General features: G+C 62.3%; 23 protein-coding genes. 12 read left to right on the forward strand and 11 right to left on the reverse strand.

Annotation, left to right across the window (positions count from 1 at the left end):
• Nucleotides 1-137 precede the first annotated feature (137 nt).
• Nucleotides 138-1,100 (forward strand): alpha/beta fold hydrolase, encoded by a 963-nt coding sequence (locus tag RNA01_RS18690; protein WP_170253534.1) that lies wholly within the window; start codon nucleotides 138-140, stop codon nucleotides 1,098-1,100.
• A gap of 20 nt (nucleotides 1,101-1,120) precedes the next feature.
• Here the strand turns inward: RNA01_RS18690 and RNA01_RS18695 are convergent, their stop codons facing one another.
• Genes RNA01_RS18695 through RNA01_RS18705 form a run of 3 tightly spaced genes read right to left on the reverse strand, consistent with a single transcriptional unit; the run spans nucleotide 1,121 to nucleotide 6,271 of the window.
• Nucleotides 1,121-1,864 carry a dienelactone hydrolase family protein gene (locus RNA01_RS18695; RefSeq protein ID WP_147181689.1) on the reverse strand — a complete coding sequence of 248 codons (744 nt, stop codon included), beginning with the start codon at nucleotides 1,862-1,864 and terminating at the stop codon, nucleotides 1,121-1,123.
• A 52-nt stretch (nucleotides 1,865-1,916) separates the two neighbouring features.
• Entirely contained in the window at nucleotides 1,917-5,081 is a 3,165-nt protein-coding gene (locus tag RNA01_RS18700; protein ID WP_147181690.1) for an efflux RND transporter permease subunit, read from the reverse strand.
• Complete coding sequence (locus tag RNA01_RS18705; protein WP_147181691.1) at nucleotides 5,078-6,271, reverse strand: efflux RND transporter periplasmic adaptor subunit; 1,194 nt, start codon at nucleotides 6,269-6,271, stop codon at nucleotides 5,078-5,080. The genes RNA01_RS18700 and RNA01_RS18705 overlap by 4 nt, the downstream gene beginning before the upstream one ends.
• 310 nt (nucleotides 6,272-6,581) lie before the next feature.
• On the opposite strand from RNA01_RS18705, the gene RNA01_RS18710 reads away from it, so the two are divergent.
• Entirely contained in the window at nucleotides 6,582-9,083 is a 2,502-nt protein-coding gene (locus RNA01_RS18710; protein WP_147181692.1) for an ATP-dependent helicase, read from the forward strand.
• A 150-nt stretch (nucleotides 9,084-9,233) separates the two neighbouring features.
• Here RNA01_RS18710 and RNA01_RS18715 read toward each other — a convergent pair whose 3' ends face one another.
• The gene (locus RNA01_RS18715) at nucleotides 9,234-9,512 is read right to left on the reverse strand and encodes a DUF6074 family protein (RefSeq protein WP_147181693.1); all 279 of its coding nucleotides are present in this window, start codon (nucleotides 9,510-9,512) and stop codon (nucleotides 9,234-9,236) included.
• Between the two features lie 197 nt (nucleotides 9,513-9,709).
• Here RNA01_RS18715 and pncA point away from each other — a divergent pair, with 197 nt between their 5' ends.
• From pncA to panB, 3 genes are all read left to right on the forward strand, one after another.
• Nucleotides 9,710-10,339, forward strand: coding sequence for a bifunctional nicotinamidase/pyrazinamidase (pncA, locus tag RNA01_RS18720; protein WP_147181694.1), 630 nt, complete (start codon nucleotides 9,710-9,712; stop codon nucleotides 10,337-10,339).
• A 109-nt stretch (nucleotides 10,340-10,448) separates the two neighbouring features.
• Nucleotides 10,449-11,321, forward strand: coding sequence for a pantoate--beta-alanine ligase (gene panC, locus RNA01_RS18725; RefSeq protein ID WP_147181695.1), 873 nt, complete (start codon nucleotides 10,449-10,451; stop codon nucleotides 11,319-11,321).
• 1 nt (nucleotide 11,322) lies between these two features.
• A complete protein-coding gene (panB, locus tag RNA01_RS18730) occupies nucleotides 11,323-12,150 on the forward strand; it encodes a 3-methyl-2-oxobutanoate hydroxymethyltransferase (protein ID WP_147181696.1) in 828 nt (275 codons plus the stop codon).
• 22 nt (nucleotides 12,151-12,172) lie between these two features.
• Here the strand turns inward: panB and RNA01_RS18735 are convergent, their stop codons facing one another.
• Nucleotides 12,173-12,421 carry a DUF2164 domain-containing protein gene (locus tag RNA01_RS18735; protein ID WP_147181697.1) on the reverse strand — a complete coding sequence of 83 codons (249 nt, stop codon included), beginning with the start codon at nucleotides 12,419-12,421 and terminating at the stop codon, nucleotides 12,173-12,175.
• Nucleotides 12,422-12,570: 149 nt separating this feature from the next.
• On the opposite strand from RNA01_RS18735, the gene RNA01_RS18740 reads away from it, so the two are divergent.
• The gene (locus RNA01_RS18740; RefSeq protein ID WP_147181698.1) at nucleotides 12,571-13,284 is read left to right on the forward strand and encodes an AzlC family ABC transporter permease; all 714 of its coding nucleotides are present in this window, start codon (nucleotides 12,571-12,573) and stop codon (nucleotides 13,282-13,284) included.
• A complete protein-coding gene (locus RNA01_RS18745; RefSeq protein WP_147181699.1) occupies nucleotides 13,281-13,592 on the forward strand; it encodes an AzlD family protein in 312 nt (103 codons plus the stop codon). The genes RNA01_RS18740 and RNA01_RS18745 overlap by 4 nt, the downstream gene beginning before the upstream one ends.
• On the opposite strand, the gene RNA01_RS18750 is transcribed toward RNA01_RS18745, so the two are convergent.
• On the reverse strand, nucleotides 13,570-15,417 hold the full coding sequence (locus RNA01_RS18750; RefSeq protein ID WP_147181700.1) for an aminopeptidase P family protein: 1,848 nt from the start codon (nucleotides 15,415-15,417) through the stop codon (nucleotides 13,570-13,572). The two genes, RNA01_RS18745 and RNA01_RS18750, sit on opposite strands and share 23 nt — an antisense overlap.
• 288 nt (nucleotides 15,418-15,705) lie before the next feature.
• On the opposite strand from RNA01_RS18750, the gene RNA01_RS23755 reads away from it, so the two are divergent.
• On the forward strand, nucleotides 15,706-15,879 hold the full coding sequence (locus tag RNA01_RS23755; protein ID WP_170253536.1) for a hypothetical protein: 174 nt from the start codon (nucleotides 15,706-15,708) through the stop codon (nucleotides 15,877-15,879).
• A 198-nt stretch (nucleotides 15,880-16,077) separates the two neighbouring features.
• Here RNA01_RS23755 and RNA01_RS18755 read toward each other — a convergent pair whose 3' ends face one another.
• The 3 genes from RNA01_RS18755 to RNA01_RS23760 form a co-directional block, all read right to left on the reverse strand.
• Nucleotides 16,078-16,968, reverse strand: coding sequence for a 50S ribosomal protein L11 methyltransferase (locus RNA01_RS18755; RefSeq protein WP_147181701.1), 891 nt, complete (start codon nucleotides 16,966-16,968; stop codon nucleotides 16,078-16,080).
• Nucleotides 16,969-17,092: 124 nt separating this feature from the next.
• Complete coding sequence (locus RNA01_RS18760) at nucleotides 17,093-17,692, reverse strand: SCO family protein (RefSeq protein ID WP_147181702.1); 600 nt, start codon at nucleotides 17,690-17,692, stop codon at nucleotides 17,093-17,095.
• 134 nt (nucleotides 17,693-17,826) lie between these two features.
• Nucleotides 17,827-17,985, reverse strand: a complete 159-nt coding sequence (locus RNA01_RS23760; RefSeq protein WP_170253538.1) for a hypothetical protein — start codon at nucleotides 17,983-17,985, stop codon at nucleotides 17,827-17,829.
• A gap of 136 nt (nucleotides 17,986-18,121) precedes the next feature.
• Here RNA01_RS23760 and RNA01_RS18765 point away from each other — a divergent pair, with 136 nt between their 5' ends.
• The 3 genes from RNA01_RS18765 to RNA01_RS18775 all read left to right on the forward strand — a co-directional run bounded on the left by RNA01_RS18765 (nucleotide 18,122) and on the right by RNA01_RS18775 (nucleotide 21,579).
• Nucleotides 18,122-18,910 (forward strand): DUF2189 domain-containing protein, encoded by a 789-nt coding sequence (locus RNA01_RS18765; RefSeq protein ID WP_147181703.1) that lies wholly within the window; start codon nucleotides 18,122-18,124, stop codon nucleotides 18,908-18,910.
• Nucleotides 18,911-19,141: 231 nt separating this feature from the next.
• Entirely contained in the window at nucleotides 19,142-21,112 is a 1,971-nt protein-coding gene (locus RNA01_RS18770) for a methyl-accepting chemotaxis protein (protein WP_147181704.1), read from the forward strand.
• 2 nt (nucleotides 21,113-21,114) lie between these two features.
• Nucleotides 21,115-21,579 carry a chemotaxis protein CheW gene (locus RNA01_RS18775; RefSeq protein WP_147181705.1) on the forward strand — a complete coding sequence of 155 codons (465 nt, stop codon included), beginning with the start codon at nucleotides 21,115-21,117 and terminating at the stop codon, nucleotides 21,577-21,579.
• 792 nt (nucleotides 21,580-22,371) lie between these two features.
• Here the strand turns inward: RNA01_RS18775 and RNA01_RS18780 are convergent.
• Entirely contained in the window at nucleotides 22,372-22,860 is a 489-nt protein-coding gene (locus RNA01_RS18780) for a CreA family protein (protein ID WP_147181706.1), read from the reverse strand.
• 49 nt (nucleotides 22,861-22,909) lie between these two features.
• Nucleotides 22,910-23,521, reverse strand: a complete 612-nt coding sequence (locus RNA01_RS18785; RefSeq protein ID WP_147181707.1) for a 3'-5' exonuclease — start codon at nucleotides 23,519-23,521, stop codon at nucleotides 22,910-22,912.
• Between the two features lie 264 nt (nucleotides 23,522-23,785).
• Between RNA01_RS18785 and RNA01_RS18790 the strand changes: the two genes are divergently transcribed.
• Nucleotides 23,786-25,852 carry a DEAD/DEAH box helicase gene (locus tag RNA01_RS18790; protein WP_147181708.1) on the forward strand — a complete coding sequence of 689 codons (2,067 nt, stop codon included), beginning with the start codon at nucleotides 23,786-23,788 and terminating at the stop codon, nucleotides 25,850-25,852.
• Nucleotides 25,853-25,856: the final 4 nt, after the last annotated feature.

Consider the following 25,856-nt stretch of genomic DNA (forward strand, 5'->3'; position numbering starts at 1 on the left):
TCACTAAAAATACGACGGAGGTATGGGCCAACTCACGCCCGCTTGTCCAGTGCTCCGAGCGCGTCATCGAGCCGAATTGCACATACGGCCACAGCGGGGCATTGCGCCGCCAAAACCGGGCGGGTTAGATGGAAGCCATGAGAACAATTCTGGCAGTCCTCGCCCTCGTCGTCGTCCTGCTCACCGCCGCGAGCGGCTATGTCTGGCTAAACTATGATGCAGTCGTTGCGATGGTCCTCAAGCCGCAGACCGTCGCCACAGGCGACATCAGCGAAAAGAGTTTCGGACTTGTCACACCCGACGGAAAACGCTTTGTTCTCGGCGATCTCGAAGGCGCACTTTCAAGCTTCAAACCGTCTGCCGATGGCTCATCGCGTCCGCTGGTTCTCTTCGTCCATGGCTTCGGTCCCGATCCGGACGGCGAGTTCGGCCTCTATACGATGGGTGAACTGGCAAAGGGTGCCGATGCCGACGTGCTGATGTTTAACTGGCCGTCGTGGATCTCGATGACCCAGTTTCCGGTGCTGAACGCCAAGGCCGCGAGCGAACGGCTCATCACACTGCTGCAAGACATGGCCAAACTGCGTGCCCCAGGAAAAGCTCTGGAGAACCGGCCGGTCATGATCGTCGGTCATTCTATGGCCGGAGAGGTCTTCCGCCATGTCGGCGAAGCCGCGCCCGACCTGCCCGGGGGGCTGATTTCGCGCATTCTCTTTGCCGTCCCGGAAACCGCGCTGCCCGACCATCGGCTGTGGATGGAAAAGCTCGGCTTCGCCAAGGAGATCTTCGTCTTCGTCAATGCCGACGACCCTGCCTTGCAGGTCACCACGCGCATGTACAACACCGCGCGTCTCGGCCGGACGCTCACCAACCTCGACGGCTCGGCCGAGCCTCTGGCGCGGAATGCCAATTATATCCTGCTCGACCCGGAAAGCTGGCGCCATTACTTCTTCGTCTCCGGCCAACGCAGCGAGGCGATCGACCAGATCTTCGCCGACATCCTGAAGAACGGCAGTGCCGCCCTCAGCAACGACTATCTGCGGACCGAACCCGCAGTCAATGTCTTCGTGGTGGTCGGCCCCGGCGCAGAAGGCAGCTGACAGTCGATCAGGTCAGGTGGTTATTTCAGCGTCTCGCCGAAAAAAGTCGCCAGCCGTCGCCAGTGCCGTTCGGCACCCACTTCGTCATAGACCGAATGGTCCGGCACGCACCAGCCATGTGCCATGCCGACGTAGTTCTCCAACACGAAGTCCACTTCGGCCACGCGGTAGGCCTCAACAAAATGCGCCGCCTGATGCGGCGGAAACGAACCGTCGACGCCCGCCGCGCCGACATAGACGCGCGCCTTGACGGACGCCGCCTGCAGATGCGGGCTATCTGGCTTGTCGCTCGCCAGATTGCCGCCATGAAAGCTTGCCGCCGCGGCTATCCGGTCTGGATAGGCCGCCGCAGCCGTCAGTGCCCGCGAACCGCCCATGCAATAGCCGACCACACCGGCCGGACCGTCGACGCCGGCATCGGCCAGCGCGTCGAGAAAATGGGCGGTATCGGCTGCCGTCATCGCCTGGCTCGTGCCGTCGATCATCGCGCGCAACTGCTTCGCGCTCACCTCTTGCTTGAAAGCGGTCGGGGCGTCAAAGGGGCCATAGGCGCCGAAGCGGTAGAACAGGTCGGGCACCAGGACGATATAGCCCTCGTCGCAGAGCCGTTGCGCCATCCCGTCGAGCGCTGCACGCGGCCCGAAAGCATCCATGTAGAGGATCACACCGGGCCGAACGACGGCTGGCGTTGCCACATCAGGCAGAAACAACCCGGCCTTGGCGGTGCCGTCAGATGTCTTGATGTCGATGTCGCGCTTGCTCATGGGAAACCTCCTCTTTATCGTCCGGCAAGGCCTCAAACGGCGATGAAAGCCATCACTCGCCGGCCTCGATCGCAGCGGCGATCTGCATCTCCTTGTGCAACCGTGCCTCCTCATCGGCGTGAGGCTTGGCGAAACGCGCAAGCCCGAGATAGGCAAGCGGCGTGACATAAAGCGTGACGACCGTGGCGAACCCGAGACCGCCGACGATCACCCAGCCGAGCGCGATACGGGCTTCCGCACCGGCACCATGGGCCAGCACGAGCGGGACACCGCCGAGAATGGTGGCGATCATCGTCATCATCACCGGCCGAAGACGCAGGTTCGCCGCATTCTCGATCGCCTCGCGCACCCCCTGTCCGCGATCGCGCAATTGGTTGGCGAACTCGACAATGAGAATACCGTTCTTGGCCATGATCCCGACCAGCATGACAAGACCGATCTGGCTGTAGACATTGAGGCTCGTTCCGGTGAGCAGCAGGGCGAAGACCGCACAGGCGAGCCCGAGCGGCACGGTCACCATGATGATGATCGACGACAGTACACTCTCGAACTGTGCCGCCAGCACCAGGAAGATGATGATGATGGCAAAGCCGAAAGTCGAGGCCATACCGCCGCTGTTTTCACTGAGCGTCGCGGCCTCGGCGAGCGGCAAGAGCCGCGCGCCCGGCGGTAATTTTCCCTCGGCGAGGGCATTCGCCTTGTCGAGCGCCGCCCCAAGCGAAAGCCCCGGCCCCAATCCAGCCGTGATCTGCACAGCGGCCAATTGCTGCTCGCGCGCCAGCGAGGGCGCCACCGCCCGCTCCTCAAGCTTTGCGATCACCGACATCGGTACGGTCTTGCCATCGGCGGTCTTGAGAAAGATGTTCTCGAGGTCGGTCGGATCGTCGATCGGCCGCGTCGTCGAGGTGAGCTTGACTGAGTAGTCCTCCCCGTCGATGTAGACGTGACCGATGGAACGCCCGTCGAGCAGGGATTGCAGCGCCTGCGCAAGGCCGGTGATGTCGATGCCCAGATCGGCGGCGCGCTCCCGGTCGATCGACACGCCGAGCTGCGCCTGGCTGATGTCGTTCGACAGTCGCGGATTATCGAAACTGCCGTCAGCTTCCAGATCGGCCACTAGCTTGATTGCCGCCTCGGTGAGCTTTTCATGGCTTGAGCCGACGAGCGCGAATTGCAGTCCGCTGCCGCCTCCGCGGATTCGCAGGCTGTTTGGCTGCATGGCGAAGGCGTTGACGCCGGGAATGCCCTGGGCAATACGGGTCACGTCCTGGACGATCTGGTCCTGGCTGCGTTCCCGCTTGCCCCAGGGCGCCAAAGTCAGCACCATGAAACCTCTGTTCTTGTTACTGCCGTACCCGGAGATCGAGAATAGATTGGCGACCTCTCCACTGTCGCGCAGCGGCTTGAGCGCTTCCTCGATCCTCTGCATCTGGTCCTGCATGTAGTCGAGGCTCACCCCTTGCGGTGCCGTGACACGCACCATGACCGCCGAGCGGTCCTCGCGCGGCGTCAGTTCGCTGGTAATCAACGAAAAGGCAGCAAGCGCAACCAGCGAGAACGCCACGGCCACGGTGACCACCACGATCGGCGCATTGAGACAGGCTCTGAGAGAGCGCCGGTAGAAGGCGGAAAAAGCATCGCCAAAACGCGCGAGCGGCCCGGAATGATGCTCGATCGCATGCGCGGTCAAAAGGCGCGAGGCGAGCATCGGGCAAAGCGTCAGCGCGACGATCGACGACAGCGTCACCGAAAAGGCGAGTACGAAACCAAACTCGCGGAACAGACCGCCGACCTGGCCCGGCAGAAAGGACAGGGGGATAAAAACGGCGGCGAGCGTCGCTGTCGTGGCGATGACGGCGAAGAACACCTCGCGCGTGCCGAGCACGGCCGCAGCACGTGGACCGAGCCCCTGCCCACGCCGTCGCACGATGTTCTCCAAGACCACGATCGCGTCGTCGACGACCAGGCCGGTCGCCAAAACGATGGCGAGCAGTGTCAGGATGTTGATCGAGAAGCCGACCAGATAAACCGCAGCCACCGTGCCGATCAGCGACACGGGCATGGTCACCGCCGGAATGATCGTCGCGCGCCAGTCGCGCAGGAACAAAAAGATGATGCCTATGACGATCACGGCGGCCAGTACCAGAGCGTTGACGACCTCGTCGATCGAACCGCGAATGAACACCGCGTCATCACTCGTGACGCGGATCTCCACGCCCTCCGGAAGTTCCGCCTGGAGATGAGCGACCATAGCCTTGACGCCATTGGAAATGCTCAGCGTATTCGACTGCGCCTGGCGGATGATGCCCATGCCGATCCCGGCCTTGCCGTTCGAGCGCAAGGCCGTGCTGGAAAGATCCGGCCCGAAGGTGACGGTCGCCACATCACCGAGCCTGACATTGTCGCCGATCAGCAACCGGGTGAAGTCCTCGGGCGTCCTGAGATCGGCGGTTGCCCGAACAACGATGTCCTGCGTCGAACTGGTTAGCGACCCCGCCGGCACGTCGAAGGCGATGTTGGACAGGGCCGAGGTCAGCGAAGCGACCGTTAGACCGCGGCTGGCTAGAGCCGACTGATCGACATCGATCCGGAAGATCTTGTCCTGATCACCATAGAGATCGACATCGGCAACGCCGTCAACCGAAGCCAGCCGGTCAACGATCTCATTGTTGACCAGCAAAGTCAGATCCTCAAGGCTCATCCGGTCCGAGGTAACGGCAAGCCGCATGATCGGATCGCTGTCGGAATCGGCCTTGACGATGCGCGGCTCGTCGGCGTCATCCGGCAGGCTGTTGGTGACCCGCGAGATCGCATCACGCACGTCGCTCGCCGCGACATTGAGATCGGTCTTGTCGGAAAACTCCAACGTCACCCGGCTCGACCCGAAGGAAGAGGTCGACGACATGGATTTGAGCCCGGCGACACGTGCCACCGCCCCTTCGACCACCGTAGTCAGCTGCTGGTCGATCGTCTGCGGCGATGCGCCATCGAAAGTGGTCCGCACAGTGATCACTGGCCGGTCGACGTCTGGCAGTTCGCGCACCTCGATGCCGTAGAAGGCGGCAAGTCCCGCCACAACCAGCAGGGCATTGGTGACGGCTGCGAAGATCGGCCGGCGGATGAACAGTGCGGTGAAGCCGGCCTGCTTGTCCGCCGCAGGGGCTGGTGCCGGGCTGGCCGCGGTCGTGTCACCCGATGCTTGCGTCTTCTCGCTCATCGGCTCGCCACCGGCTTTTCGCCATCGGCGCCCCTGGCGCCCGCCTCGTCGCCCATAACCTCGACGGGCCGGCCGGCCCGCACGCGCTGAATGCCCTCGGTCACCACCTTGTCGCCCTCGGCCAACGCGGCCTTGACCAGAACGGCATCCGGATTGCGCTGGATGATCCTGACGGCGACCTTCTCTGCCTTGCCATCGATTATACGCCAGACGAAGGAACCGTCGCTGTCCCACTGGACCGAAAGCGGATCGACGGCGGGATAGCGCTCCCCGTCGAAACTCATCACCACGGTAAAGGCCATGCCGGCGCGCAGATCGTCGTTCTCGTTGGCGATCTTGGCGCGGATCCGCAGCGTCCGGCTCGCCGCGTCGATCCTGTTGTCGACCGCCGCGACACTGCCCTCGTAGAGCCTGCCCGGACGCGCCACCGCCGTGGCGACGAGCGGCTGACCAACCTTGATGACCGGGGCGAAGCGCTCCGGCACCCAGAAATCGACAAGCAGTTCGGAGCGATCGTCGAGCGTGGCGATTGCCGTCGACGTCGTGACATTGTCACCCGGATTGACCGTGACGATGCCGGCCACGCCGCCAATCGGGGCGACGATCTCGCGCCGTTTGAGCTCCAGTTCGGCGCTGGCCAGCGCCAGTCGTGCTGCCTCAAGGGCGATAGCCGCATCGAAGGCGTCGATGCGCGACACGGTCGATTTCAGGTTGGTGTAGATCTGGTTCTTCTCGGTCGCGCTCTTGAGCACCACTTGTGCCTGATCGCGGGCAATCCGCTGCTCCTCGTTTTCGAGCCGCGCGATCACCTGGCCCTTTTCGACCCGGTCACCCGATTTGATGGCGATTTCTGAAAGCATGCCGGAGACCTGCGGCATGACGGTCACCGACTGGATAGCATCGCCGGTGCCAAGTGCCGACAACCGGTCGTTGACGGTGGCGATCGAGACAGGCTGCACGACCACCAACGTCGCCGCGCCGCCGCCACGACGATTACCGCCCTGCGCCTGGCCCGAACCTTTGCCGGGTGCTGCCGCTTCCTGCATCGCCGGTGCAAACCGTGCGATCACGCTCTCCGGAACACCAATCCGCCGCAGCATGCCGTCAGCACCCGGCACGAACCAGACCCATAGAAGGATACCGGCGCCGATCGCCACGAAACTGAGGGTCAACTGCTTCCAAAATGCCATAGAGAACTCCAGCCTAGGCCGTGATCGCGACTGTCTCTTGTCGAGACGAAGGAAAGGCATTTGGCGAATTGCGGAATATCGTGGCGGCAATATTTCGCCGCGCAGCAAAAACGGCAAGCTGGAAAGGTCAACATTACGAAAATGTCATCCGCAAGGCTCGACAATCACCGCTGAGCGCCACACCGGCCCGGAATGGCTAGCCGTGTCTCGACGACAAATGCCACGGCTTTCTTGCGGTCAGACGCAGGATCGGAATGAAAGGGGAACATCTTTTCTGGCCTTTCAAACTCGAATCACTACATTGAGCCGCATGAGTAACGGTTTCGATGACATTCCCTTCTTCGATGAAGAAGAACCCGCCCCGCGCAAGCCGGCCCAGGCTCCTGCGACAAGCACCGCCGCCTCCGGCCCCGCTCCGGGTGGCCTCGGCATAGCCGCCCGCGCCATGGCGGCGCGCGACCAGACCCGTGCGCCCGACTATCTCTCCGGCCTCAACCCGGAGCAGCGCGATGCGGTCGAAACCGTGGACGGCCCGCTGCTCGTGCTCGCCGGCGCCGGCACCGGCAAGACGCGCGTGCTGACCACCCGCATCGCCCATATCCTCGCGACCGGCCGGGCTTTTCCGTCCCAGCTCCTGGCCGTCACCTTTACCAACAAGGCGGCGCGCGAAATGAAAGAGCGCATCGGACTGCTTGTCGGCGGCGCCGTCGAGGGCATGCCCTGGCTTGGGACCTTCCACTCGATCGGCGTGAAGATCCTGCGCCGCCACGCAGAACTCGTTGGCCTGCGCTCCGATTTCACCATCCTCGACACCGACGACGTAGTGCGTCTCATCAAGCAGCTGATCCAGGCCGAAGGCATCGATGACAAACGCTGGCCGGCCAAGCAGTTCGCCCAGATGATCGACGGCTGGAAGAACAAGGGCCTCGATCCCTCGCAGATCCCCGAGGGGGACGCGCGCGCCTTTGCCAATGGCAAGGGCCGCGAGCTCTATGCCGCCTACCAGAACCGCCTGAAGACGCTGAACGCTTGCGACTTCGGTGACCTGCTGCTGCATCCGATCCGCATGTTCCGCGCCAATCCGGATGTGCTCAAGGAGTATCACCAGAAGTTCAAATACATTCTGGTCGACGAATACCAGGACACCAACACCGCGCAATACATGTGGCTGAGACTGCTCGCCCAACGTCCGCCGGGCGTGCCGCAGAACGTCTGCTGCGTCGGCGACGACGACCAGTCGATCTATGGCTGGCGCGGTGCGGAGGTCGACAACATCCTGCGCTTCGAGAAGGATTTCCCCGGCGCCAAGGTCATCAAGCTCGAACGCAACTACCGCTCGACCGAACACATCCTCGGCGCCGCCGGCCATCTGATCGCCCACAACGAGGGCCGCCTCGGCAAGACGCTGTTCACCGACCGGGTCAATCCCGACGACGAGAAGGTCGTGGTGCACGCCGCCTGGGACAGTGAAGAGGAAGCCCGCGCCGTCGGCGAGGAGATCGAGCGGCTGCAGCGCGGCGATTCCGACGGCAAGAAACATGCGCTGAACGACATGGCGATCCTGGTGCGCGCCTCCTTCCAGATGCGCGAATTCGAAGACCGCTTCGTGACGCTCGGCCTCAATTACCGCGTCATCGGCGGCCCGCGCTTCTACGAGCGCCTTGAGGTCCGCGATGCCATGGCTTACTTCCGCCTCGTCTGCCAGCCGGCCGACGACCTCGCCTTCGAACGCATCGTCAACACGCCGAAGCGCGGCCTGGGCGACACCACGATCCGCACGCTGCATGACTATGCCCGCGCCCGCGATGTGCCCATGCTGGCGGCCGCGGCCGACCTGATCGAGACCGACGAGATCAAGCCGAAGGCCCGCAAGGCGCTGTTCGACGTAATTCAACACTTTCGCCGCTGGTCGGAACTGCTTGAAACGACTCCGCATATTGAGTTGGCCGAACAGATCCTCGAAGAGTCCGGCTACACCGACATGTGGAAAAACGACAAGTCGGCCGAAGCGCCCGGGCGGCTGGAAAACCTCAAGGAACTCATCCGCTCGATGGAAGCCTTCGAGAGCCTCCGCGGTTTCCTCGAACACGTCTCGCTGGTCATGGATGCCGAGCAGAATGCCGACATGGACGCCGTGTCGATCATGACGCTGCATTCGGCCAAGGGGCTGGAATTCGACACCGTCTTCCTGCCCGGCTGGGAAGAGGGTCTCTTCCCCCACCAGCGCGCGCTCGACGAAGGCGGCCGCTCCGGCCTCGAGGAGGAACGCCGCCTGGCCTATGTCGGCATCACCCGGGCCAAGCGCCGCTGCCACATCTGGTTCGTCTCCAACCGCCGCATCCACGGCCTGTGGCAGTCGACCATGCCGTCACGCTTCCTCGACGAACTGCCGGTCACCCATGTCGAAGTGGCGGAGAGCGAACAATCCTATGGCGGCTACGGTCGCGGCGGTTACGGCCAGTCGCGCTTCGACAAGGCCGATCCGTTTGCCAACAATTATTCCACCCCCGGCTGGAAGCGCGCCCAGGCCAATAAGTCGGACGCCACCCGCGACAACTGGGGCACCCGCTCCGGCCACGCCGTCGAGCGCATCGGCTACGGCGAAAGCGGCCCGAAGGCCAAGACCATCGACGGCGAACTCGTGGCCAAATCGACCACCAGCGAACCCTCGAAATTCACCGTTGGCGACCGCGTCTTCCACATCAAGTTCGGCAATGGCAACATCGCCTCCATCGAGGGCAACAAGCTCACCATCAACTTCGACCGCGCCGGCGAAAAGCGCGTGCTGGACGGGTTTGTGGAACGGGTGTGAGGGGAGCTATCAATCAATTTCGCCCCTGATGGGCTGGCTGGTTTTGCCGGCCGTGTTAATTGGTCAGGGTACGCCAATTGGCCGAGGCGACCGACCCAACAAGCGCCGGTTGATCTGCTCGCTTATCCAACAGAGGGCAGCGGTAGAGCTTCAGCCCCGCGCCTCTTCGGCGCGATGCAGCCACATCAGCTCCATCTGCACGGCGGCCTGGAAATCCATGATCTCGGCACGCATGTCCTCTTCCGGGCAGCCGAGCGCGAGCAATTCGGCGCCGAGCGCGCGGCAGGTCGAGCGCCAGTAGTCGACGGCAGCCGACCCATGGCAATTGTCCAGCTCCACGGCCGAGCGGCGAACGAGGTCGCGGCGGCTGGCAAGCGGGAAAAAGGCGATGGCGTTAGCGGCTTGGCCGATCGAGGCGTCGTTCTTCATGCGCTTCTTCCTTACGTTGACAAAACACGTTTAGAATCAACATGGTTAACGTTCCGTTGCCGACCCGGAAGAATGCGCCGGAAAGGGCAAGACAACGCCCGCGGCATTCGCGCCTATTGGTTTCAGCACCGCTTTCCTCTTGATCCCGCCTCCCCCTCTTGCCATCTTGCACCGCACCTCAGGAAAGGACGACGGCCATGACAAAAGCGCTGCTTTTGATCGACATCCAGAACGGCTTCTGCCCGGGCGGCAATCTGCCGGTCGCCGAAGGCGACCAGGTCGTGCCGGTCGCCAATGCGTTGATGAAGAGTGGTCACTATGATCTCGTCGTCGCCTCACAGGACTGGCACCCGGCCAATCACGGCAGCTTCGCCTCGCAGCATGACGGCAAAAAAGCCTTCGACATGGGAGAATTGTCCGGCAAGCCGCAGATGTTATGGCCCGACCATTGCGTGCAGGGCACGCCCGACGCCGAGTTTCACCCGGACCTCGACACCACCACTATCGCCTATGTGCAGAGGAAGGGCGAAAACCCCGCCGTCGACAGCTATTCCGCCTTCCGCGACAATGACCGCGCCGCCCTGACAGGCCTTGCCGAATATCTGAGGTCGAAGGGCGTCACGCAGCTCGATCTCATGGGTCTTGCCACCGACTATTGCGTCAAGTTCTCGGCACTCGACGCGCTCGACATGCTGCCGGGCGTTGCCGTCCGCTTCATCGAGGACGGTTCGCGCGGTATCGACCCGGCAGGCGTCGAGGCCGCAATCGCCGAGATGCGCGCAGCCGGTATCAAGGTGGCGTCGAGCAAGGCGGTGCTCAGCGCGTGACGGGCCCGGAGCCACAAGCCTGCCGGTGCCCCCCTCGTTCGACTGATTGATTTCCTTGGCCATCCACGTTACGGGACCATCGCGCCACAGGGTATCGCGGAGGATCGATATGGAGACCGTTACCACCATTGCCGAACTGAGGGCAAGGCTTGCGCCCCATCGCCAGGCCGGCAGAGCGATTGGTTTCGTCCCGACCATGGGGTACCTGCACAAGGGCCATCTGACGCTGGTCGAGCGAGCCAAGGCGGAGAACGCGGTGACCGTCATATCGATCTTCGTCAACCCGCTGCAATTCGGCGCCAACGAAGATCTGGCGAAATATCCACGCGATCTTGCCCGCGACAGCGCACTTCTGGAAACAGCCGGTGTCGACTTCCTCTTCGCGCCCGGTGTGACCGACATGTATCCGCGGCCGATGGAAACGCTGGTCGACGTGCCGAAGCTCGGCTCTGAACTCGAAGGCGCTGCCCGACCGGGCCATTTTGCCGGTGTTGCCACCGTCGTCACCAAGCTTTTCAACATCGTCCAGCCGGACGCCGCCTATTTCGGCGAGAAGGATTTCCAGCAGGTGGCGATCATCCGCCGCATGGTGGAGGATCTCGCTCAGCCGGTCCGTGTCGTGCCAGTGCCGACCGTGCGCGAGACGGATGGGCTTGCCTGCTCGTCGCGCAATCTCTACCTGACGACGGAGCAGCGCGCGGCAGCCGTGATCGTGCCAAGCGCGCTCGACGAGGCGGCGAGACTGATCCGCTCAGGACTTGTTGACACGACAACGCTCGAGGCCAGGATCGCCGACTTCATTCGCGGTGAACCGCTCGCCGACCCGGAAATCGTGGCGCTGCGCGATCCCCTGACCCTGGCCGCAGTCGGTACGGTCTCCGGGCCGGTCCTGCTACTGCTCTTCGTGCGCATCGGCCAGACAAGGCTGCTCGACAACAGGGTCATAGACATCGCATCGGAACACGACATGGAGGCCGCCTGACATGAGCACACCGCCCCGCCAGAAGCGCCTGACACCGGCTGACATCACTGCCCTCAAAGGCGTGCGACCGGCCGTGTGCCTGACCGCCTACACCACGCCGATGACGCGACTCTTTGATCCACATTGCGACCTGCTGCTCGTCGGCGACAGCCTCGGCATGGTGCTCTACGGCATGGACTCCACCGTCGGCGTCACCCTCGAGATGATGATCGCCCACGGACAGGCCGTCATGCGCGGCGCAAGTCGCGCCTGCGTCATCGTCGACCTGCCTTTCGGCAGCTATCAGGAATCCAGGGAACAGGCCTTCCGCACCGCTGTCCGCATCATGAAGGAAACCGGCTGCGATGGCATCAAGCTCGAGGGTGGCGAGGAGATGGCGGACACCGTCGCCTTTCTCGTCTCGCGCGGCGTTCCCGTCTTCGGCCATGTCGGACTGATGCCCCAGCAGGTCAACACCGCCGGCGGCTACCGCTCCAAGGGCCATAGCGACAAGGAGGCCGACAAGATCCGCCGCGATGCCCGCGCCATCGACGAGGCCGGCGCCTTCGCCATCGTCATTGAGGGTACCGTCGAGCCGCTGGCCCGCGAGATCACCGGCGCCGTTTCCGCCGCCACCATCGGCATCGGCGCGTCTCCCGCCTGTGACGGCCAGGTGCTGGTCTCGGACGACATGCTCGGCCTGTTCAATGATTTCAAACCACGCTTCGTCAAACACTTCGCCGACCTCGCCGGCGTGATCTCGAAGGCGGCGGAAGACTATGCCGGAGAAGTCCGCGCCCGCAGCTTCCCTGGCCCGGAACACACCTTCCAGATCCGCCCGAAGAAATAGGCGCAACAGCCAGCCCGGCGGATCAGACGCCGGGCGCCTGCTCCAACTGGTAGATCGCATCGTTGATTGCATCGATCTGGTTGGTGATCACCGCCTGGGCGTCATAGAGACCGCGATTGTAAAAATGCGCGCCGATCTCCTTGGCGAAGAACTCCAGCATCGCCTCCGCCTCGAACCGGCCGACGTCGAGCTCAAACTCGGAGAGGAAATAGTCCCGCACGCGCGCGACGATCGCCGCCTGGTCGTCGGTGGAAAAATCGAGTTTCGGCAAAAGCCCGTTCCTTGTGTTGTCCCCATTGTCCAATAGAGACCGAGACTAGGGCCACATGTCAGGGGAATCAATCGACCCATAAGCCTTATTCGTTTGTGATGCGAAGGGCTTGGCTCTATTGGCTCTGCTCAAACGAGGTACGACAACCGATGAGATCCGACTTTACCGAGGGCTTGCGCGGCAGCGTGCCGATCCTCGTCTCCACCGTTCCCTTCGCCGCACTCTTTGGCGCGATCGCGGTCAACAACGGCCAGACGGTGGCCGAGGCGACACTGATGAGCGCAGTCATCTTCGCCGGCGCCAGCCAGCTGGTCGGCATCGAGTTGTTCGGTCATTCCATGCCGGTCTGGGTCATCGTACTGTCGATCGTCGCCGTCAATTTCCGCCATATCCTTTATTCGGCGGCAATCACCCCGTTCGTAGCGCATTTCTCCCCGGCCCAGAAAGCCGCGTCCTTCTTCCTCCTGACTGATCCGCAATTCGCGCAGACACTGACGCGCGGCGAGACCGGAAGGAGGGTTTCCTTTGCCTGGTACATGGGATTTGCCGCGACGATCTATATCGGCTGGGTCAGCGTCACGGCGATCGGCGCCGGCTTCGGCAAACTCATCGGTGATCCGAAGGCGCTCGGCTTGGACGTTCTTCTGCCGATCTATTTCATGGGCCTGGTGTTCGGCTTCCGCAAACGGCCTAACTTTCTCGGCGTGGTCTTCGTCAGCGCGCTAGTCTCGATCCTTGCCCAGAGGTTCGTCGGCTCGCCCTGGCATGTCAGCATCGGCGCTCTTGCCGGCGTCCTGCTTGCCGCACTACTGCCACCGAAGCCCGCACCAACCATCGGCATCGAACCGGAGGGCGAGGCATGAGCGAATTGTTCACGCCCCATATGACGCTGCTGATCCTGGCCGGCGCGGTCGCCACCTACCTGACGCGGATCGGCGGCTATCTCTTGATCAGCCGGCTGAAGAACGTGCCACCACGCGTCGATGCCGCGCTCAACGCCGTCCCGGCCGCGGTTTTGACCACCCTCGTCGCACCCGCCTTCTTCACCGGCGGCATTGACGTCAAGGTGGCCATGGCCGTGTCGCTGGCGATCGGGTTCGGCGCCTCGTCCATCCCCATGCTGATCGGCGGCTGGATCGCCGTGATGGTCATGCGCCATCTGATCGGCTGAACGGCTCGGTCGCCCGCTCCAGCCAGGCCCGCGCCTTCTCGTCATGCAGCAAAGGCATCAGTTCGGCACGGGTCTTGGCGTGATAATTGTCGAGCCAGCGCAACTCCTCGCGGGTCAGCAAATCGGTCACGACGAGATACCTGTCGATCGGCACATAGGTCAGGGTCTCGAAGCGCATCATCGGCATGTCGCCGCCCTCGACCGGCTCCAGGTCGCGGACATAGACGAGGTTCTCGATACGAATGCCGAACGATCCGGGTCGATAATAGCCCGGTTCATTGGAAAGGATCATGCCGGGCAAGAGCTCCTGGGTTGCCAGACGCGAGATCCGCTGAGGTCCCTCATGCACAGAAAGGAAAGAACCGACGCCGTGTCCGGTGCCGTGAGCAAAATCCGCTCCAGCCTTCCACAACGCGATGCGGGCCAGCGGATCGAGGTCACAACCGCGCGTGCCCTTGGGGAACCGCGCGGTGCTGATGGCGATCATGCCCTTAAGAACAAGCGTGAAGAAACGCTTCTGCTCATCGGAAACGGCACCGATCGCCAGAGTCCGGGTGATGTCAGTCGTGCCGTTGACATATTGCGCGCCGCTGTCGATCAGGAACAACTCCCCGGAGTTGAGCAGACGGTCGGTCGTCGTCGTCACGCGGTAATGAATCACCGCCCCATGCTCGCCGGCGCCAGAGATCGTGTCGAAGGAAATATCCTTGAGCGGATTCTGCATCCGCTCGCCGACCCGCATGCGGGCTGCCTCAAGCGCCTGCGCTGCGTCGATTTCGCTGACTGTGCCGGGATGCTGATCATCGAGCCAGGACAGGAATTCGACGACCGCCACGCCATCCTGCAAATGGGCGACCGCCGAACCGTTGAGCTCGACACTGTTCTTCACCGCGCGGGCGATCTTGGCCGGATCGTCGCCTGGCACGACCGTACCGCCATGGCCACGGATCAGCTCGACAAGGGCAAAGGGCGCAAGCTCCGGGTCAACGAGAATACGACGTCCCTCAACCGCCAGCTTTTCCAGATGGGCGATCAGCAGCCGCGGATCGAGCTGCTTGCAAAGCTGGCCGAGATAGGATTCAACCTCGATATCGGTCTTGCGCTTGTCGAGAAAGAGCTCGGCCGATCCATCGGCATTGATAATGGCCCGTGCCAGCGGATGCGGCGTGTGCGGCACGTCGCATCCGCGAATGTTGAAGATCCACGCGATCGACGAGGGATCGGTAATCAGCGCCGCATCGACCTGCTTCTCTGAAAGGTCGGCGGAGATCCTGGCGATCTTGTCCTTGGCGAGCACACCGGAATACTCGATCGGCTGGATGACGACCTGCCCGAGCGGCTCGTCCGGGCGATCTGTCCAGATGGTGTCGAGCGGATTGACGGGAAGGACGACGAGTGTGCCGTTATGCTCGGCGAGCGCCTTCTCCAGCCGCAGCACGTCCTGGCTTGTATGCAGCCATGGGTCGATGCCGAGACGGAAGCCCTCGTACGCATGCTTGGAGATCCACTTGTGCGGCGGCTCGCCGACGAGATCGCCGGCCGTGAACACCGCCGGATCGACCTGTTCGGCCAATTGCGTCACATAGCGCCCGTCGACGAATACCATGGCCTTTGACGCGGTGATCAGCGCCTGGCCGGCCGAACCGGTAAAACCTGTCAGCCAGGACAGTCGCTCGGCGCATGCAGGCACATATTCGCCCTGATACTCATCGGCCCGCGTCACCAGAAAACCATCGATGCCGAGCGCCTCGAACCGAGCCCGGAGCGCCCCGACCCTTTCGCAACCGAATTGCGGGGAGGATGTGACATCAAAAGACTGAAACATGAGGAGCGCCTTCTTAGGGGAATCTGGATGCTCCTTATAGCAAGCCGCGCCACTCCTGCACCATGGCAAAGCTGCCGGCAACAGTGCACCCAGCGATACCGCACAGCACCAGAATTGAAGCAAGACGCCTAAAAATTGATCATAGATTTGCCAAATCGCAGACAAAACCCATAGACATATGCGCGAAACGCATGACACCCATGTAGTATCTCCTCTGTCTCAAAGCGTTTGCAGTGCTTATATGAAGCTCAACGAACAATGAAAATGCAACCCGCTAGGAACATGACAATGGCAAACTCTATCTTCCGCAATGCCTTTCAGCGCCTTGTCGCAGCACGCGAACTCCAGGCCAGCCGCTACGTCAACGGCGCCCTAATGAGCCTGGACGACGAAACCCTGAAGTCCATGGGTACAAGCCGTGAAGAACTGCGTCGCAAGGGCGCCCGCGCCACCGCATTCTGATCGCCACCTTCGGGCGGACGGGTCTACGACCCGATCAAATCACTTACCTGCTTGTAGCTCTCCTCCCAAAGCTCGCAGGTCCAGATCAGGCGACTGATCCGAAAAAGGCGGCATCGATGATGCCGCCTTTTTCGTTTTCCCAGATTACGAGACGTTATGCACGCAGAGCAATGCTGCAATGCAAAACATCTTGACGCTTCAGAGCACCCCGCGCCCGTGGCGCAGATGGATCGTCACCCAGCCGTTGCGCCAAATGGTCCGGACATGAGCGAGCCCCGCGCCCTTATAGGCGGCGATCACCTTCCAGCGCTGGCTGGCAAGAATGCCGGACAGGATGACCGAACCGCCGGGCGCCAGGTGAGTGACCAACTGCGGCGCCATCTTCATCAACGGCCGGGCGAGAATATTGGCGATGATCAGATCGAACGGGCCATATTCAGCAAAAGCGGTGGAATGGAAGCCCGGCGCCACGCGGAACCCGATACCCTCGACGATCCCGTTGCTGCGCGCATTGCCCTCGGCCACCTTGACGGCGATCGGATCAATGTCGGTTGCCAGGACGGGTATCCGCTTCAACTTGCGCACGGCAATCGCCAGCACACCACTACCCGTTCCGAGATCGAGCGCGTTACGGACCGGCCGCGAGCGAACGACCTCGCCGATCATTTCGAGGCAGCCGGCAGTCGTGCCGTGATGCCCCGTTCCGAAGGCCTGGCCAGCCTCTATTTCGATCGCCAGATCGTTGACCCGCACCTTGTCGCGATCATGCGCGCCATGGACGATGAAACGCCCTGCCCTGACCGGCTTCAGCCCCTCGAGCGACTTGGCGATCCAATCGATCTGCGGCAACACTTCCCGGTCGATCACCAGATCAGCGAAATCGGCGGAAAACAGCTCTTCGAGGCGAGCGAGAATTTCCGCCTCCTCCTCGACCATCATGTAGACGGAGGCCTCCCAGACGTCGTTCTTCTCGTCCACCTCTGTGGTGGCGATCGCCACGTCCTCCTCCCCGAAACACACGGTCATGAGATCAAGGATCTCTGTCGCCAGTGCTTCGGTTGTGGTTACAAAGAGGCGGATTTCACTCACGGTCGGTCATCCTGTCGCAAAGGGAGAGAACGGGACGACGACAGATCGCCGCCCGGCGCTTGCGCCTGCGGTACAACGCGACGAGGCCGATGGCAACAGGCGAACCACACGGAGGCCACCGCCGTCAGCCTTTGGCAAGGTTCTCGAGCTTTTTGATCGCGACGTCCGGGTTCTCACCGTAGGAGATCGTGCCGACGAAGCGGCCGTCCTTATCAAGCAGAAAGATCGAGGCCGTGTGATCCATGGTGTAGTCACCGTTTGGATCCTTCTCGTCGAGCGGGATCTTCTTGGCATAGACACGGAAGCCCTTGATCACCTCGCCCACCTTTGCCGGATCGCCGGCAATGCCGATTACGCGGTCGGTGACGTTGGAGATATAGGCACCAAGCATTTCCGGCGTGTCGCGTTCCGGATCGACGGTAACGAAATAGGCCTGCAACTTGGTTTTGTCCGGATCGACCTTAGCCAGCCAGCCATTGAGCTCGAACAGCGTCGTAGGGCAGACCTCAGGGCAATGGGTGAAGCCAAAGAACAGCGCCGTCGGCTTGCCACGAAAGGCCTGCTCGGTGATAGGCTTGCCGTTCTGGTCGACAAGCGAGAAAGGCACGCCGAACGGCGCTTCGGCGATTTTGTCTTTGGTATCGGTCACCACCAGCGTCAGCCAGCCGAGCACGCCGGCAAGGACAAGAACGCCGGCCCAGAGGATAATGCGCAAAGTTTTCATAGATGGTCCAATTCCCGTGACACGCGTGCATGATACACCCCGCCGTTAGGGTCTCAGAGAGCAAAGCGCAAATCAACTCGCTGTCTATTATCCCAGACGCGCCGATTTGCCTCAGGGAAACTGGTTTGGCCACCTCACAGACAGGATGACAGACCGTTCTCAGCCAAGGTCAGCACGATATCGGCGCCGAATCGCACCCAACCGGCAAACACCAGCACACTGAACAGCCCGCCCGCGAGAACAAGGGCAGCGATCAGCAGGTGGTTCGAGCGTCCTGATGCGACATGGTCCATGCTCCGTAGATAATATGGGCAAGCGCCCGGATAAAGAAGAAAGTTCAAGCTACCCAAGAAACTTGATGACTATCGGGGAACCTTCTGCGAGCTTTCACCCATGCAGTAATTCAAGGGCACGTCTTGGGAGGGACGAATGGAGGAACAGGTCATTCAAGCGCCACCGCAGCCTAAAATGCGGATCAATCATCTCGAGATGAAAGACGTGGCGGCGGCACTGGCCGAGGGAGTGAGGGATTTCCGCCGGTTTCCACTGTTCGGTCTGTTCTTCGGCGGCATCTATGTCCTCGGCGGGATCTTCATCGTTGCCGTGCTGAACCTCTACCATCAACCATGGATGATCATCCCGGTCGCGATAGGCTTCCCGCTAATTGGGCCGTTTGTTGCCGTCGGGCTCTACGAAATCAGCCGCCGCCACGAACGTGGCGATCCGATCACCTGGCACGGGGTGCTGACCGAAGTCTTCCGACAGCGCGAACGACAGCTGTCATGGATGGCCTTTGCCGTGCTCTTCATCTTCTGGATCTGGATCTATCAGGTCCGGCTGCTGCTTGCGCTCTTTCTCGGCTTCAAGATTCCGGCCTCGCTCGCCGCTTTCACTACGATCGTGACGACGACGCCGGAAGGCATACTGTTCCTGCTGGTCGGCACGATCGTCGGCGGCGTGATCGCCACGCTGCTCTTTTCGTTGACCGTCATCTCCATGCCGTTGCTGCTCGATCACGACATCGATTTCGTTACCGCCATGCTGACCAGCATCCGCACAGTGACGCAGAACCCCGCGCCGATGCTGGCCTTCGGCCTCGTCGTCGCGGTGACGGCATTCCTCGCGCTTCTACCAGCCTTCGCCGGCCTGCTCGTCGCGCTGCCGGTCCTCGGCCATTCCACCTGGCACCTCTATCGAAGGGCCATCACGACAGGCTAAGCGCAAACCCGGCGGCGCATCTTTTTTCCGCCGCCGGGCAAACCGACGACTGAAAGACTATTATCTGTTGCTTAACTAGTATTAGCGATAAATTCTGCGGTGAGACGACTGTTTCAGTCATTCGGACATGACGTTCACCGGGACACGTTAATCTTTCCTCGGGCCTCAACATTCACAATCGAAACCGCCGATGTCCTCATGTCGGCGCTTGGCCGGGCCATCGGGGGGTGCATGCTGGACTATCTATCGGGAAATGGGCTGTCTGTTCGGCAACGACTGATGACGCTTGGCGCCGCAACGATGGTGGGTATAGGCTCCATGCTGGCGGTCGGCTGGTACCAGAACAGTCAGGTGGATGCCGGCCTAAAGCGGGTGCGGGTTCTTGAGGACAATGTCGCGCGGTTAAACGACATGCGGCTGGCGAACGTCCACCTCGTGCTGGCGGCCATGGACATCATCGTCGACCGGTCGGAGGGCACCGTCAAGAAGGAGCGCAGAGACGCTATCTTCGCCGCCGCGACGACCCTTACCGAAGGCGCGACGACGCTTAAGTCCATAGCCGCGGAAGCCGCCAATCCAAGCCTGGCGCAGAGCTATGACAGTGATGTCGCGGCCCTCGTGAAGGCAATCGACGTGGATCTTACGCAGCTCGTCGAAAGCGACGCGCCCGACGCCGACTATGTCGCAATCGACGATGCCATAGACGGCAGCGGCGAGCGAATGGCCACCATGCTCGACGAAGCCGCCGCGCTCGGCCGCAGGATCGTCGCGGCGGGCGTCGCGGACGCGACGCGAGGTGCCCAGACATCCCTCTACATCCAGCTCGCTCTCGGCCTCTTGGCCTTCACCACGACGCTGATTCTGCAAATCATCCACGGCAATGCCATCGTCAAGGGAATCGCCGCCGTCCGCTCGGCTATGGGCCGCATCATCAAGGGCGACCTTGAAGCCGAGGTGGAGGCCTGCCAACGGGCCGACGAGATCGGCGACATGGCCCGCTCCGTCGAAGTTTTCCGCGAAGCGGCGATCGAGGCGCAAGCATTGCAGACCTCATCGGCGGAAGCCAGCCGGCTTAACCACGAGGAACGGGAAATGCGCGCCGCGGCACTTGCCGCCGACAGCGCAGCCACCAAGCGCGCCGTCGATCAGTTGGCTCTCGGCCTCAATCGCCTGTCCGAAGGCGACCTGTCCGCCAGCATCGTCGAGCCTTTCCACGGCGACCTGGATCGCCTGCGGCTCGATTTCAACCGCACGACGACGCGGCTGCAAAGCGTGATGGGTGAGATCGCTGCCAGCAGCAGCTCCATCCGCGCCAACGGCCTGCAGATGCGCAGCGCCGCCGACGACCTGGCCCGCCGCACCGAGCAGCAAGCGGCGTCGCTGGAGGAAACCTCGGCCGCGCTCGACGAGATCACCGCAACCGTTCGCAACTCCACCGAGCGCGCCGAAGAGGCCAGCCACATGGTGGACCACGCCAAGCAATATGCCGAAAGCTCGGAATCGGTCGTGAGCAATGCCATGGCGGCGATGGAACGCATCGAAGGTGCGACCGGCGAGATCGGCAAGATCATCAATGTCGTGGACGAGATCGCTTTCCAGACCAACCTTCTGGCCCTGAACGCCGGTGTGGAGGCCGCCCGCGCCGGGGATGCCGGCAAGGGCTTCGCCGTCGTCGCTCAGGAAGTGCGGGCACTTGCCGGGCGCGCCGCGGAAGCCGCGCGCGATATCAAGACTCTGGTCGGCCGTTCCAGCGCCGAGGTCAAGACCGGCGTGGAGCTCGTCGCCGCCGCCGGCGAGGCGCTCAACCGCATCGGCGAGGACGTGCTGCGGATCAACGAACACGTCAAGTCTATCGTTACCTCGGCCCGCGAGCAGTCGGTGGGCCTTAGCGAAATCAACTCGGCCGTCGGCCAGATGGACCAGGTCACACAACAGAATGCCGCCATGGTCGAACAAACCAACGCGGCCAGCCATACGCTTGCCGGCGACGCGGAAAACCTCTCCCGCCTCGTCGGCCAGTTCAAGATGACCGGGAGCGCAACCGCCGCCCCCGCTCAGCCGCAGGCGGCGACCGCTGCCTCGCTGCCAAAACCGTCTCCCGCGAAAGCTCTGATCGACAAGGTCGCGGGGACATTCAACCGTAGTGCTGCCACCCGCGTTTCAGGCCAGGGTGCGGTAGCCGAAAACTGGGAAGAGTTTTGAAAATGAACAATGCAATCAAGCAGTCTGGTGCCTATCTCGAGATCGTCTCCTTTCATCTCGCCGAACAGGAATTCTGCATCGACATCATGGCGATCCGCGAAATCCGCGGCTGGGCGCCGGTGACCCCGATGCCGCATACCCCGCCCTACGTGCTCGGCCTCATCAACCTGCGCGGCGCGGTGATCCCGGTCATCGACATGGCCTGCCGCCTCGGTATGAATATGACCGAACCGTCAGAGCGCGCCGCCATCATCGTCACAGACATCGCCGGCAAGCTGGTCGGCCTGCTGGTCGAACAGGTCTCCGACATGATGACCATCAAGGGCGAAGACCTGCAGCCCGCACCGGAGATCATTCCCGAAGAACAGCGCGCCTTCTGCCGTGGCATCGTTGCGCTGGAAAAGTCGATGGTCTGCTTCCTCAACCTCGACACCGTCATCGCCGACGAGCTCGCCCAGGCCGCCTGAGTTCGAGAACATTTCGGATCTTCCCACCTGTAACCCTGCTGACGGCGGGGTTACAGGCCGTTTTCGCATATCTGCAATTGCCATTATTGACAGGCGAAGACCGCCTCGCGGCCGCCAGAGAACCGCAACAACCTCCCTGCTTTTTGTATTGTTACATTTTCAAGCCCAAGCTCCGTCCCCTGTCATCTCTCGCCTGTTTTCACGCAGTGAAGCCGCAGGAACCACAAGGAGAAAATCGACAACAAGGCTCTACCGAGCCTGCGATCGCTTCCCCCCTGCAACTTGTGCCCCTTTCCGGCGGTGCGGTCTTCGCGCAATCGGCGACAATCTCCACTCCCGGCGACGTGACGATGGCTCAGCTCGACAGCCTGGCCAAAGGAGGAGGATAGGGGCGACTAAAAAAGCCAGTTCAATGACCAGACGTCAATCAACTGGGCTCAGGAACCATGGAGTTGGAAACTGCGGCCACCTGTAAAGACTGCCTACGTCCGCCGGCTTCCGCGCCGCAAATGAATTGCGCTCCGGACCCATCCGAGTTCGGAGCGCAATCGCATTATGAGTTCGAGGCAGCAAACCTCGATGGCAAGACATCCCAGGAAGCGAACGCTTGGGGTGACGCGCTCGTTTGCTGATGTCTTTAACAGCTTGCCAAACTTTAGCGTGTTGCGAAAGTGACGTCGGGTAGAAAAATGAACATTCAGACACCGAAAAGCTGACCAATTTTGGTTCAACCGAACACGGCCAGGCGACCAAGAGTTAACCCAGTCGCCTCGACAAGCCGCGTAGCCAGGCTCAGGGCTTGCCCTTCAGCCACGTGACCGGCTGGTCGAACAGCGGAACGGTGGAGATCGCCATCTTGGCCGAGCCGTCAACCACTTGGCGAGAATGGATCAAGTAGATCAGCGTATCATTCGCCTTATCGTAAATTCGATTAACGACGAGCTTTTTCCAAATCAGCGACATGCCCTCACGGAACACTTCTTCACCCTCTCTGGAAAGATCGATGTCGCCGATCTCGATCGGCCCCGTCTGCCGACAGGCGATCGAATTGTTGGAGGGATCCTCGAACCAATTGCCCTTCGACAGCCGGTCGATGATCGAACGGTCGAAATAGGTGACGTGGCAGGTGACACCCTTGATCTTGGGATCCGTAACCGCCTCAACGACAATATCGTTGCCAACCCAGTCCACGCCGACCTTGCCGACCACCTCGGCCGACGCTGGAACGGCCAGCGCGGTCGCAGTCAGCGCGACGGACAGAAACAAGGATCGAATAGACATGGGCAACCTCCAAGAGTGACTGCATTCTAGATAAGGGTGAGGGACCGCCTTACAAGGCTGGCTCGCACTTTCGGAGGCGCCGCACAGAGCAGGCTTCGTAGCCACCGCGGAACAACCGTCCGGGGGCGATGCCGATCAGACCAGGAAGTTCCGACAGGTGAGAGGCGCCCGCCTCACGGGTCATGGCGATCGAGGCCAGCGCACAGACCCGCGCATCGTCGGCGGCGTTGTGGTGATTGAAGCTCAGGCCCAGATGAGCGGCGAGCATGTTCAGCTTGTGGGAGCCGAGGTCCGGCCACATGCGTTGCGCCATCTTGACGCTGCACAAGTAGGAGAACTCGGGATAGGGCTGACGGTAGGCGTCCAGCGCCGCCCGCCAGACGGAGAAGTCGAAGGCGGCATTGTGGGCAACCATCATCGCACCGGCAAAATCATCGGCGAATTCGTCCATCACCTCGGGAAACTCGCCGGCATCCTCGACGTGCTCGGGCCGGATCCCGTGGATGGCGATGTTGAACGGCGAAAAGCGCATCGACTGTGGCCGGATGAGGCGCTCCTCGACCCGTACCACCTCGCCGTCCTCGATCCACGCAAGTCCAACCGAGCACGCGCTACCGCGCTCTTCGCTGGCGGTTTCGAAATCGATGGCAATGGTCTTCAAGGCATGGCTCCCGGCAGAATTGCTGTTTTCCGGTCATACTGGCTCCGCGACGGAGAGGCAAATCGGACATTCGCCGCATCTCGGCGGCAAAGGCGGCACCGAAACACCCACGAATGCGGCTTTTTCGGGCATCCCTCTATACATTCCGGCGTTTCGCGAGTAGGAACAGCGCAAATCCGACCCGCTTCCAGCGGAAATGGCTTAAGGCCAGACCATCGCATCGGTCGGGGATGCGACAGACCCCGAATTCGAAAGACCTATTCCATGACAGAATTTGACGGCATCGTAGCGCCGATCGCAGAGGCATTGTCCCAGCGCGGCTATGCGACGCTGACCCCGGTGCAGCAAGCTATGCTCGATCCGGACCTCGAGAACGCCGACGCGCTCGTTTCCGCCCAGACCGGCTCCGGCAAGACCGTCGCCTTTGGCCTCGCCATCGCCCCCACCCTGCTTGGCGGTGAAAGTCGTTTTGGCCGCGCAAGCGCACCGCTGGCGCTCGCCATCGCGCCGACGCGCGAGCTTGCCATGCAGGTCATGCGCGAACTGGAATGGCTCTATGAGAAAACCGGCGCGGTAATCGCGTCTTGCGTCGGCGGCATGGATGTCCGCAACGAGCGCCGCGCCCTGGAACGGGGCGCCCACATCGTCGTCGGCACGCCCGGGCGTCTGCGCGACCATATCACCCGCCGCGCACTGGATCTCTCCAGCCTTCGTGCCGTCGTGCTGGACGAAGCGGACGAGATGCTCGACCTGGGCTTTCGCGAAGACCTTGAGTTCATCCTCGAGGCCGCGCCGGACGAACGCCGCACCCTGATGTTCTCAGCCACCGTGCCGCGCTCGATCGCCGATCTGGCCAAGAGCTACCAGCGCAATGCCAAGCGCATCGAGACGGTCTCGGAAAAGAAGCAGCATGTCGACATCGAATACCGCGCGCTGACGGTCGCCAATCCCGACCGCGAGAACGCGATCATCAACGTGCTGCGCTTCTATGAAGCGCGCAACGCCATCGTGTTCTGCTCGACCCGTGCCGCCGTCAATCATCTGACGGCACGCCTGCACAATCGCGGCTTCTCCGTTGTCGCCCTGTCGGGTGAGCTTTCGCAGAACGAGCGGACGCACGCCCTACAGGCCATGCGCGACGGTCGCGCCCGCGTCTGCATTGCCACAGACGTCGCCGCGCGCGGCATCGACCTGCCAGGCCTCGAGCTTGTCATCCATGCCGATCTTCCGACCAATTCGGAAACGCTGCTGCACCGTTCGGGCCGCACCGGTCGCGCTGGCAACAAGGGTGTGTCCGCCCTGATCGTGCCAGCCAGCGCCCGTCGCAAGGCCGAACGCCTGCTGGCCGGCGCCAATGTGCAGCCGACTTGGGCACTGCCGCCGTCTGCCGACGAGGTGCTCGCCCGCGACGACGAACGACTGCTTGCCGATCCGGCGCTGTCGGAAACCATCAAAGAGGACGAAGCTCCCTTCATTGCGACGCTGCTCGCCCAGCACGGTGCCGAACAGGTCGCTGCCGCCTTCCTGCGCCTGCAACGCGGCAATCGTTCCGCGCCCGAGGACCTGATCGCGGTCACCCTTCAGCCGGAGCGTAAGCGCCGCGAGGGTGACAACCTCGATACCCGCAATACCGAACCGCGCGCCCGATCGGATTTCGGCGCCAGCAGCTGGTTCTCGCTCTCCGTCGGCCGCCGGCAGAGTGCCGAGCCGCGCTGGCTGATCCCCATGCTTTGCCGCAACGGCAACATCACTAAGGCGGTGATCGGCGCGATCAAGATGCAGCCGGAAGAGACCTTCGTCGAGATCGCCGAGGATGGTGTCGATGGCTTCCTGGCCGCAATCGGTCCGAACAGGACGCTGGAGCGCGGCATCGTCGTCAAGCGCTTGGACGGTACACCGGACTTCTCCGCGCCACCGAAGGAGCGCGCGCCACGCGACGGCAAACCCTTCGCCGAGAAGAGGTCCTACGACGACAAGAAGCCCCACGGAGACAAGAAACCGTGGGCCGAGAAGCGCGCGCCGGCTCCGAGCCGTAATCTGCCGGATGACTTGGCCAAGGCCGACGCCGAAGTCTGGGGCGACTCGCCGGCAAAACCTGCCCGCGAGGACTGGAGCGCCGACAAGCCGGCGTTCAAGAAGAAGCCAAAAGGCGCCTCGAACGCCTACGACAAGCCTGCCCGGTCCGACTGGTCCGGCAAACCCAAGGGTGACAAACCCTCTTATGCCGCGAAGGGTGACAAGCCCGCCTACGCAGGCAAGCCCAAGGGCAAGTTCGACGATCGCGGCCCGGCATCGGGACCGAAGAAAAAGAGCTTCAAGCCCAAAGGCTGAATCG

The organism is Paenirhizobium naphthalenivorans, from assembly GCF_007992095.1.
GTDB classification, from domain to species: Bacteria; Pseudomonadota; Alphaproteobacteria; order Rhizobiales; family Rhizobiaceae; genus Allorhizobium; species Allorhizobium naphthalenivorans.

Coding starts and splice junctions, on each gene's coding strand:
- panC (WP_147181695.1), top strand. CDS start 10,449: ATGGAGACCGTTACCACCATTGCCGAACTGAGGGCAAGGCTTGCGCCC.
- RNA01_RS18740 (WP_147181698.1), top strand. CDS start 12,571: ATGAGATCCGACTTTACCGAGGGCTTGCGCGGCAGCGTGCCGATCCTC.
- RNA01_RS18695 (WP_147181689.1), bottom strand. CDS start 1,864: ATGAGCAAGCGCGACATCGACATCAAGACATCTGACGGCACCGCCAAG.
- RNA01_RS18690 (WP_170253534.1), top strand. CDS start 138: ATGAGAACAATTCTGGCAGTCCTCGCCCTCGTCGTCGTCCTGCTCACC.
- RNA01_RS18760 (WP_147181702.1), bottom strand. CDS start 17,692: ATGAAAACTTTGCGCATTATCCTCTGGGCCGGCGTTCTTGTCCTTGCC.
- RNA01_RS18705 (WP_147181691.1), bottom strand. CDS start 6,271: ATGGCATTTTGGAAGCAGTTGACCCTCAGTTTCGTGGCGATCGGCGCC.
- RNA01_RS18700 (WP_147181690.1), bottom strand. CDS start 5,081: ATGAGCGAGAAGACGCAAGCATCGGGTGACACGACCGCGGCCAGCCCG.
- RNA01_RS18715 (WP_147181693.1), bottom strand. CDS start 9,512: ATGAAGAACGACGCCTCGATCGGCCAAGCCGCTAACGCCATCGCCTTT.
- RNA01_RS18775 (WP_147181705.1), top strand. CDS start 21,115: ATGAACAATGCAATCAAGCAGTCTGGTGCCTATCTCGAGATCGTCTCC.
- panB (WP_147181696.1), top strand. CDS start 11,323: ATGAGCACACCGCCCCGCCAGAAGCGCCTGACACCGGCTGACATCACT.
- RNA01_RS18710 (WP_147181692.1), top strand. CDS start 6,582: ATGAGTAACGGTTTCGATGACATTCCCTTCTTCGATGAAGAAGAACCC.
- RNA01_RS18770 (WP_147181704.1), top strand. CDS start 19,142: ATGCTGGACTATCTATCGGGAAATGGGCTGTCTGTTCGGCAACGACTG.
- RNA01_RS18790 (WP_147181708.1), top strand. CDS start 23,786: ATGACAGAATTTGACGGCATCGTAGCGCCGATCGCAGAGGCATTGTCC.
- RNA01_RS18750 (WP_147181700.1), bottom strand. CDS start 15,417: ATGTTTCAGTCTTTTGATGTCACATCCTCCCCGCAATTCGGTTGCGAA.
- RNA01_RS18780 (WP_147181706.1), bottom strand. CDS start 22,860: ATGTCTATTCGATCCTTGTTTCTGTCCGTCGCGCTGACTGCGACCGCG.
- RNA01_RS23760 (WP_170253538.1), bottom strand. CDS start 17,985: ATGGACCATGTCGCATCAGGACGCTCGAACCACCTGCTGATCGCTGCC.
- pncA (WP_147181694.1), top strand. CDS start 9,710: ATGACAAAAGCGCTGCTTTTGATCGACATCCAGAACGGCTTCTGCCCG.
- RNA01_RS18745 (WP_147181699.1), top strand. CDS start 13,281: ATGAGCGAATTGTTCACGCCCCATATGACGCTGCTGATCCTGGCCGGC.
- RNA01_RS18765 (WP_147181703.1), top strand. CDS start 18,122: ATGGAGGAACAGGTCATTCAAGCGCCACCGCAGCCTAAAATGCGGATC.
- RNA01_RS23755 (WP_170253536.1), top strand. CDS start 15,706: ATGGCAAACTCTATCTTCCGCAATGCCTTTCAGCGCCTTGTCGCAGCA.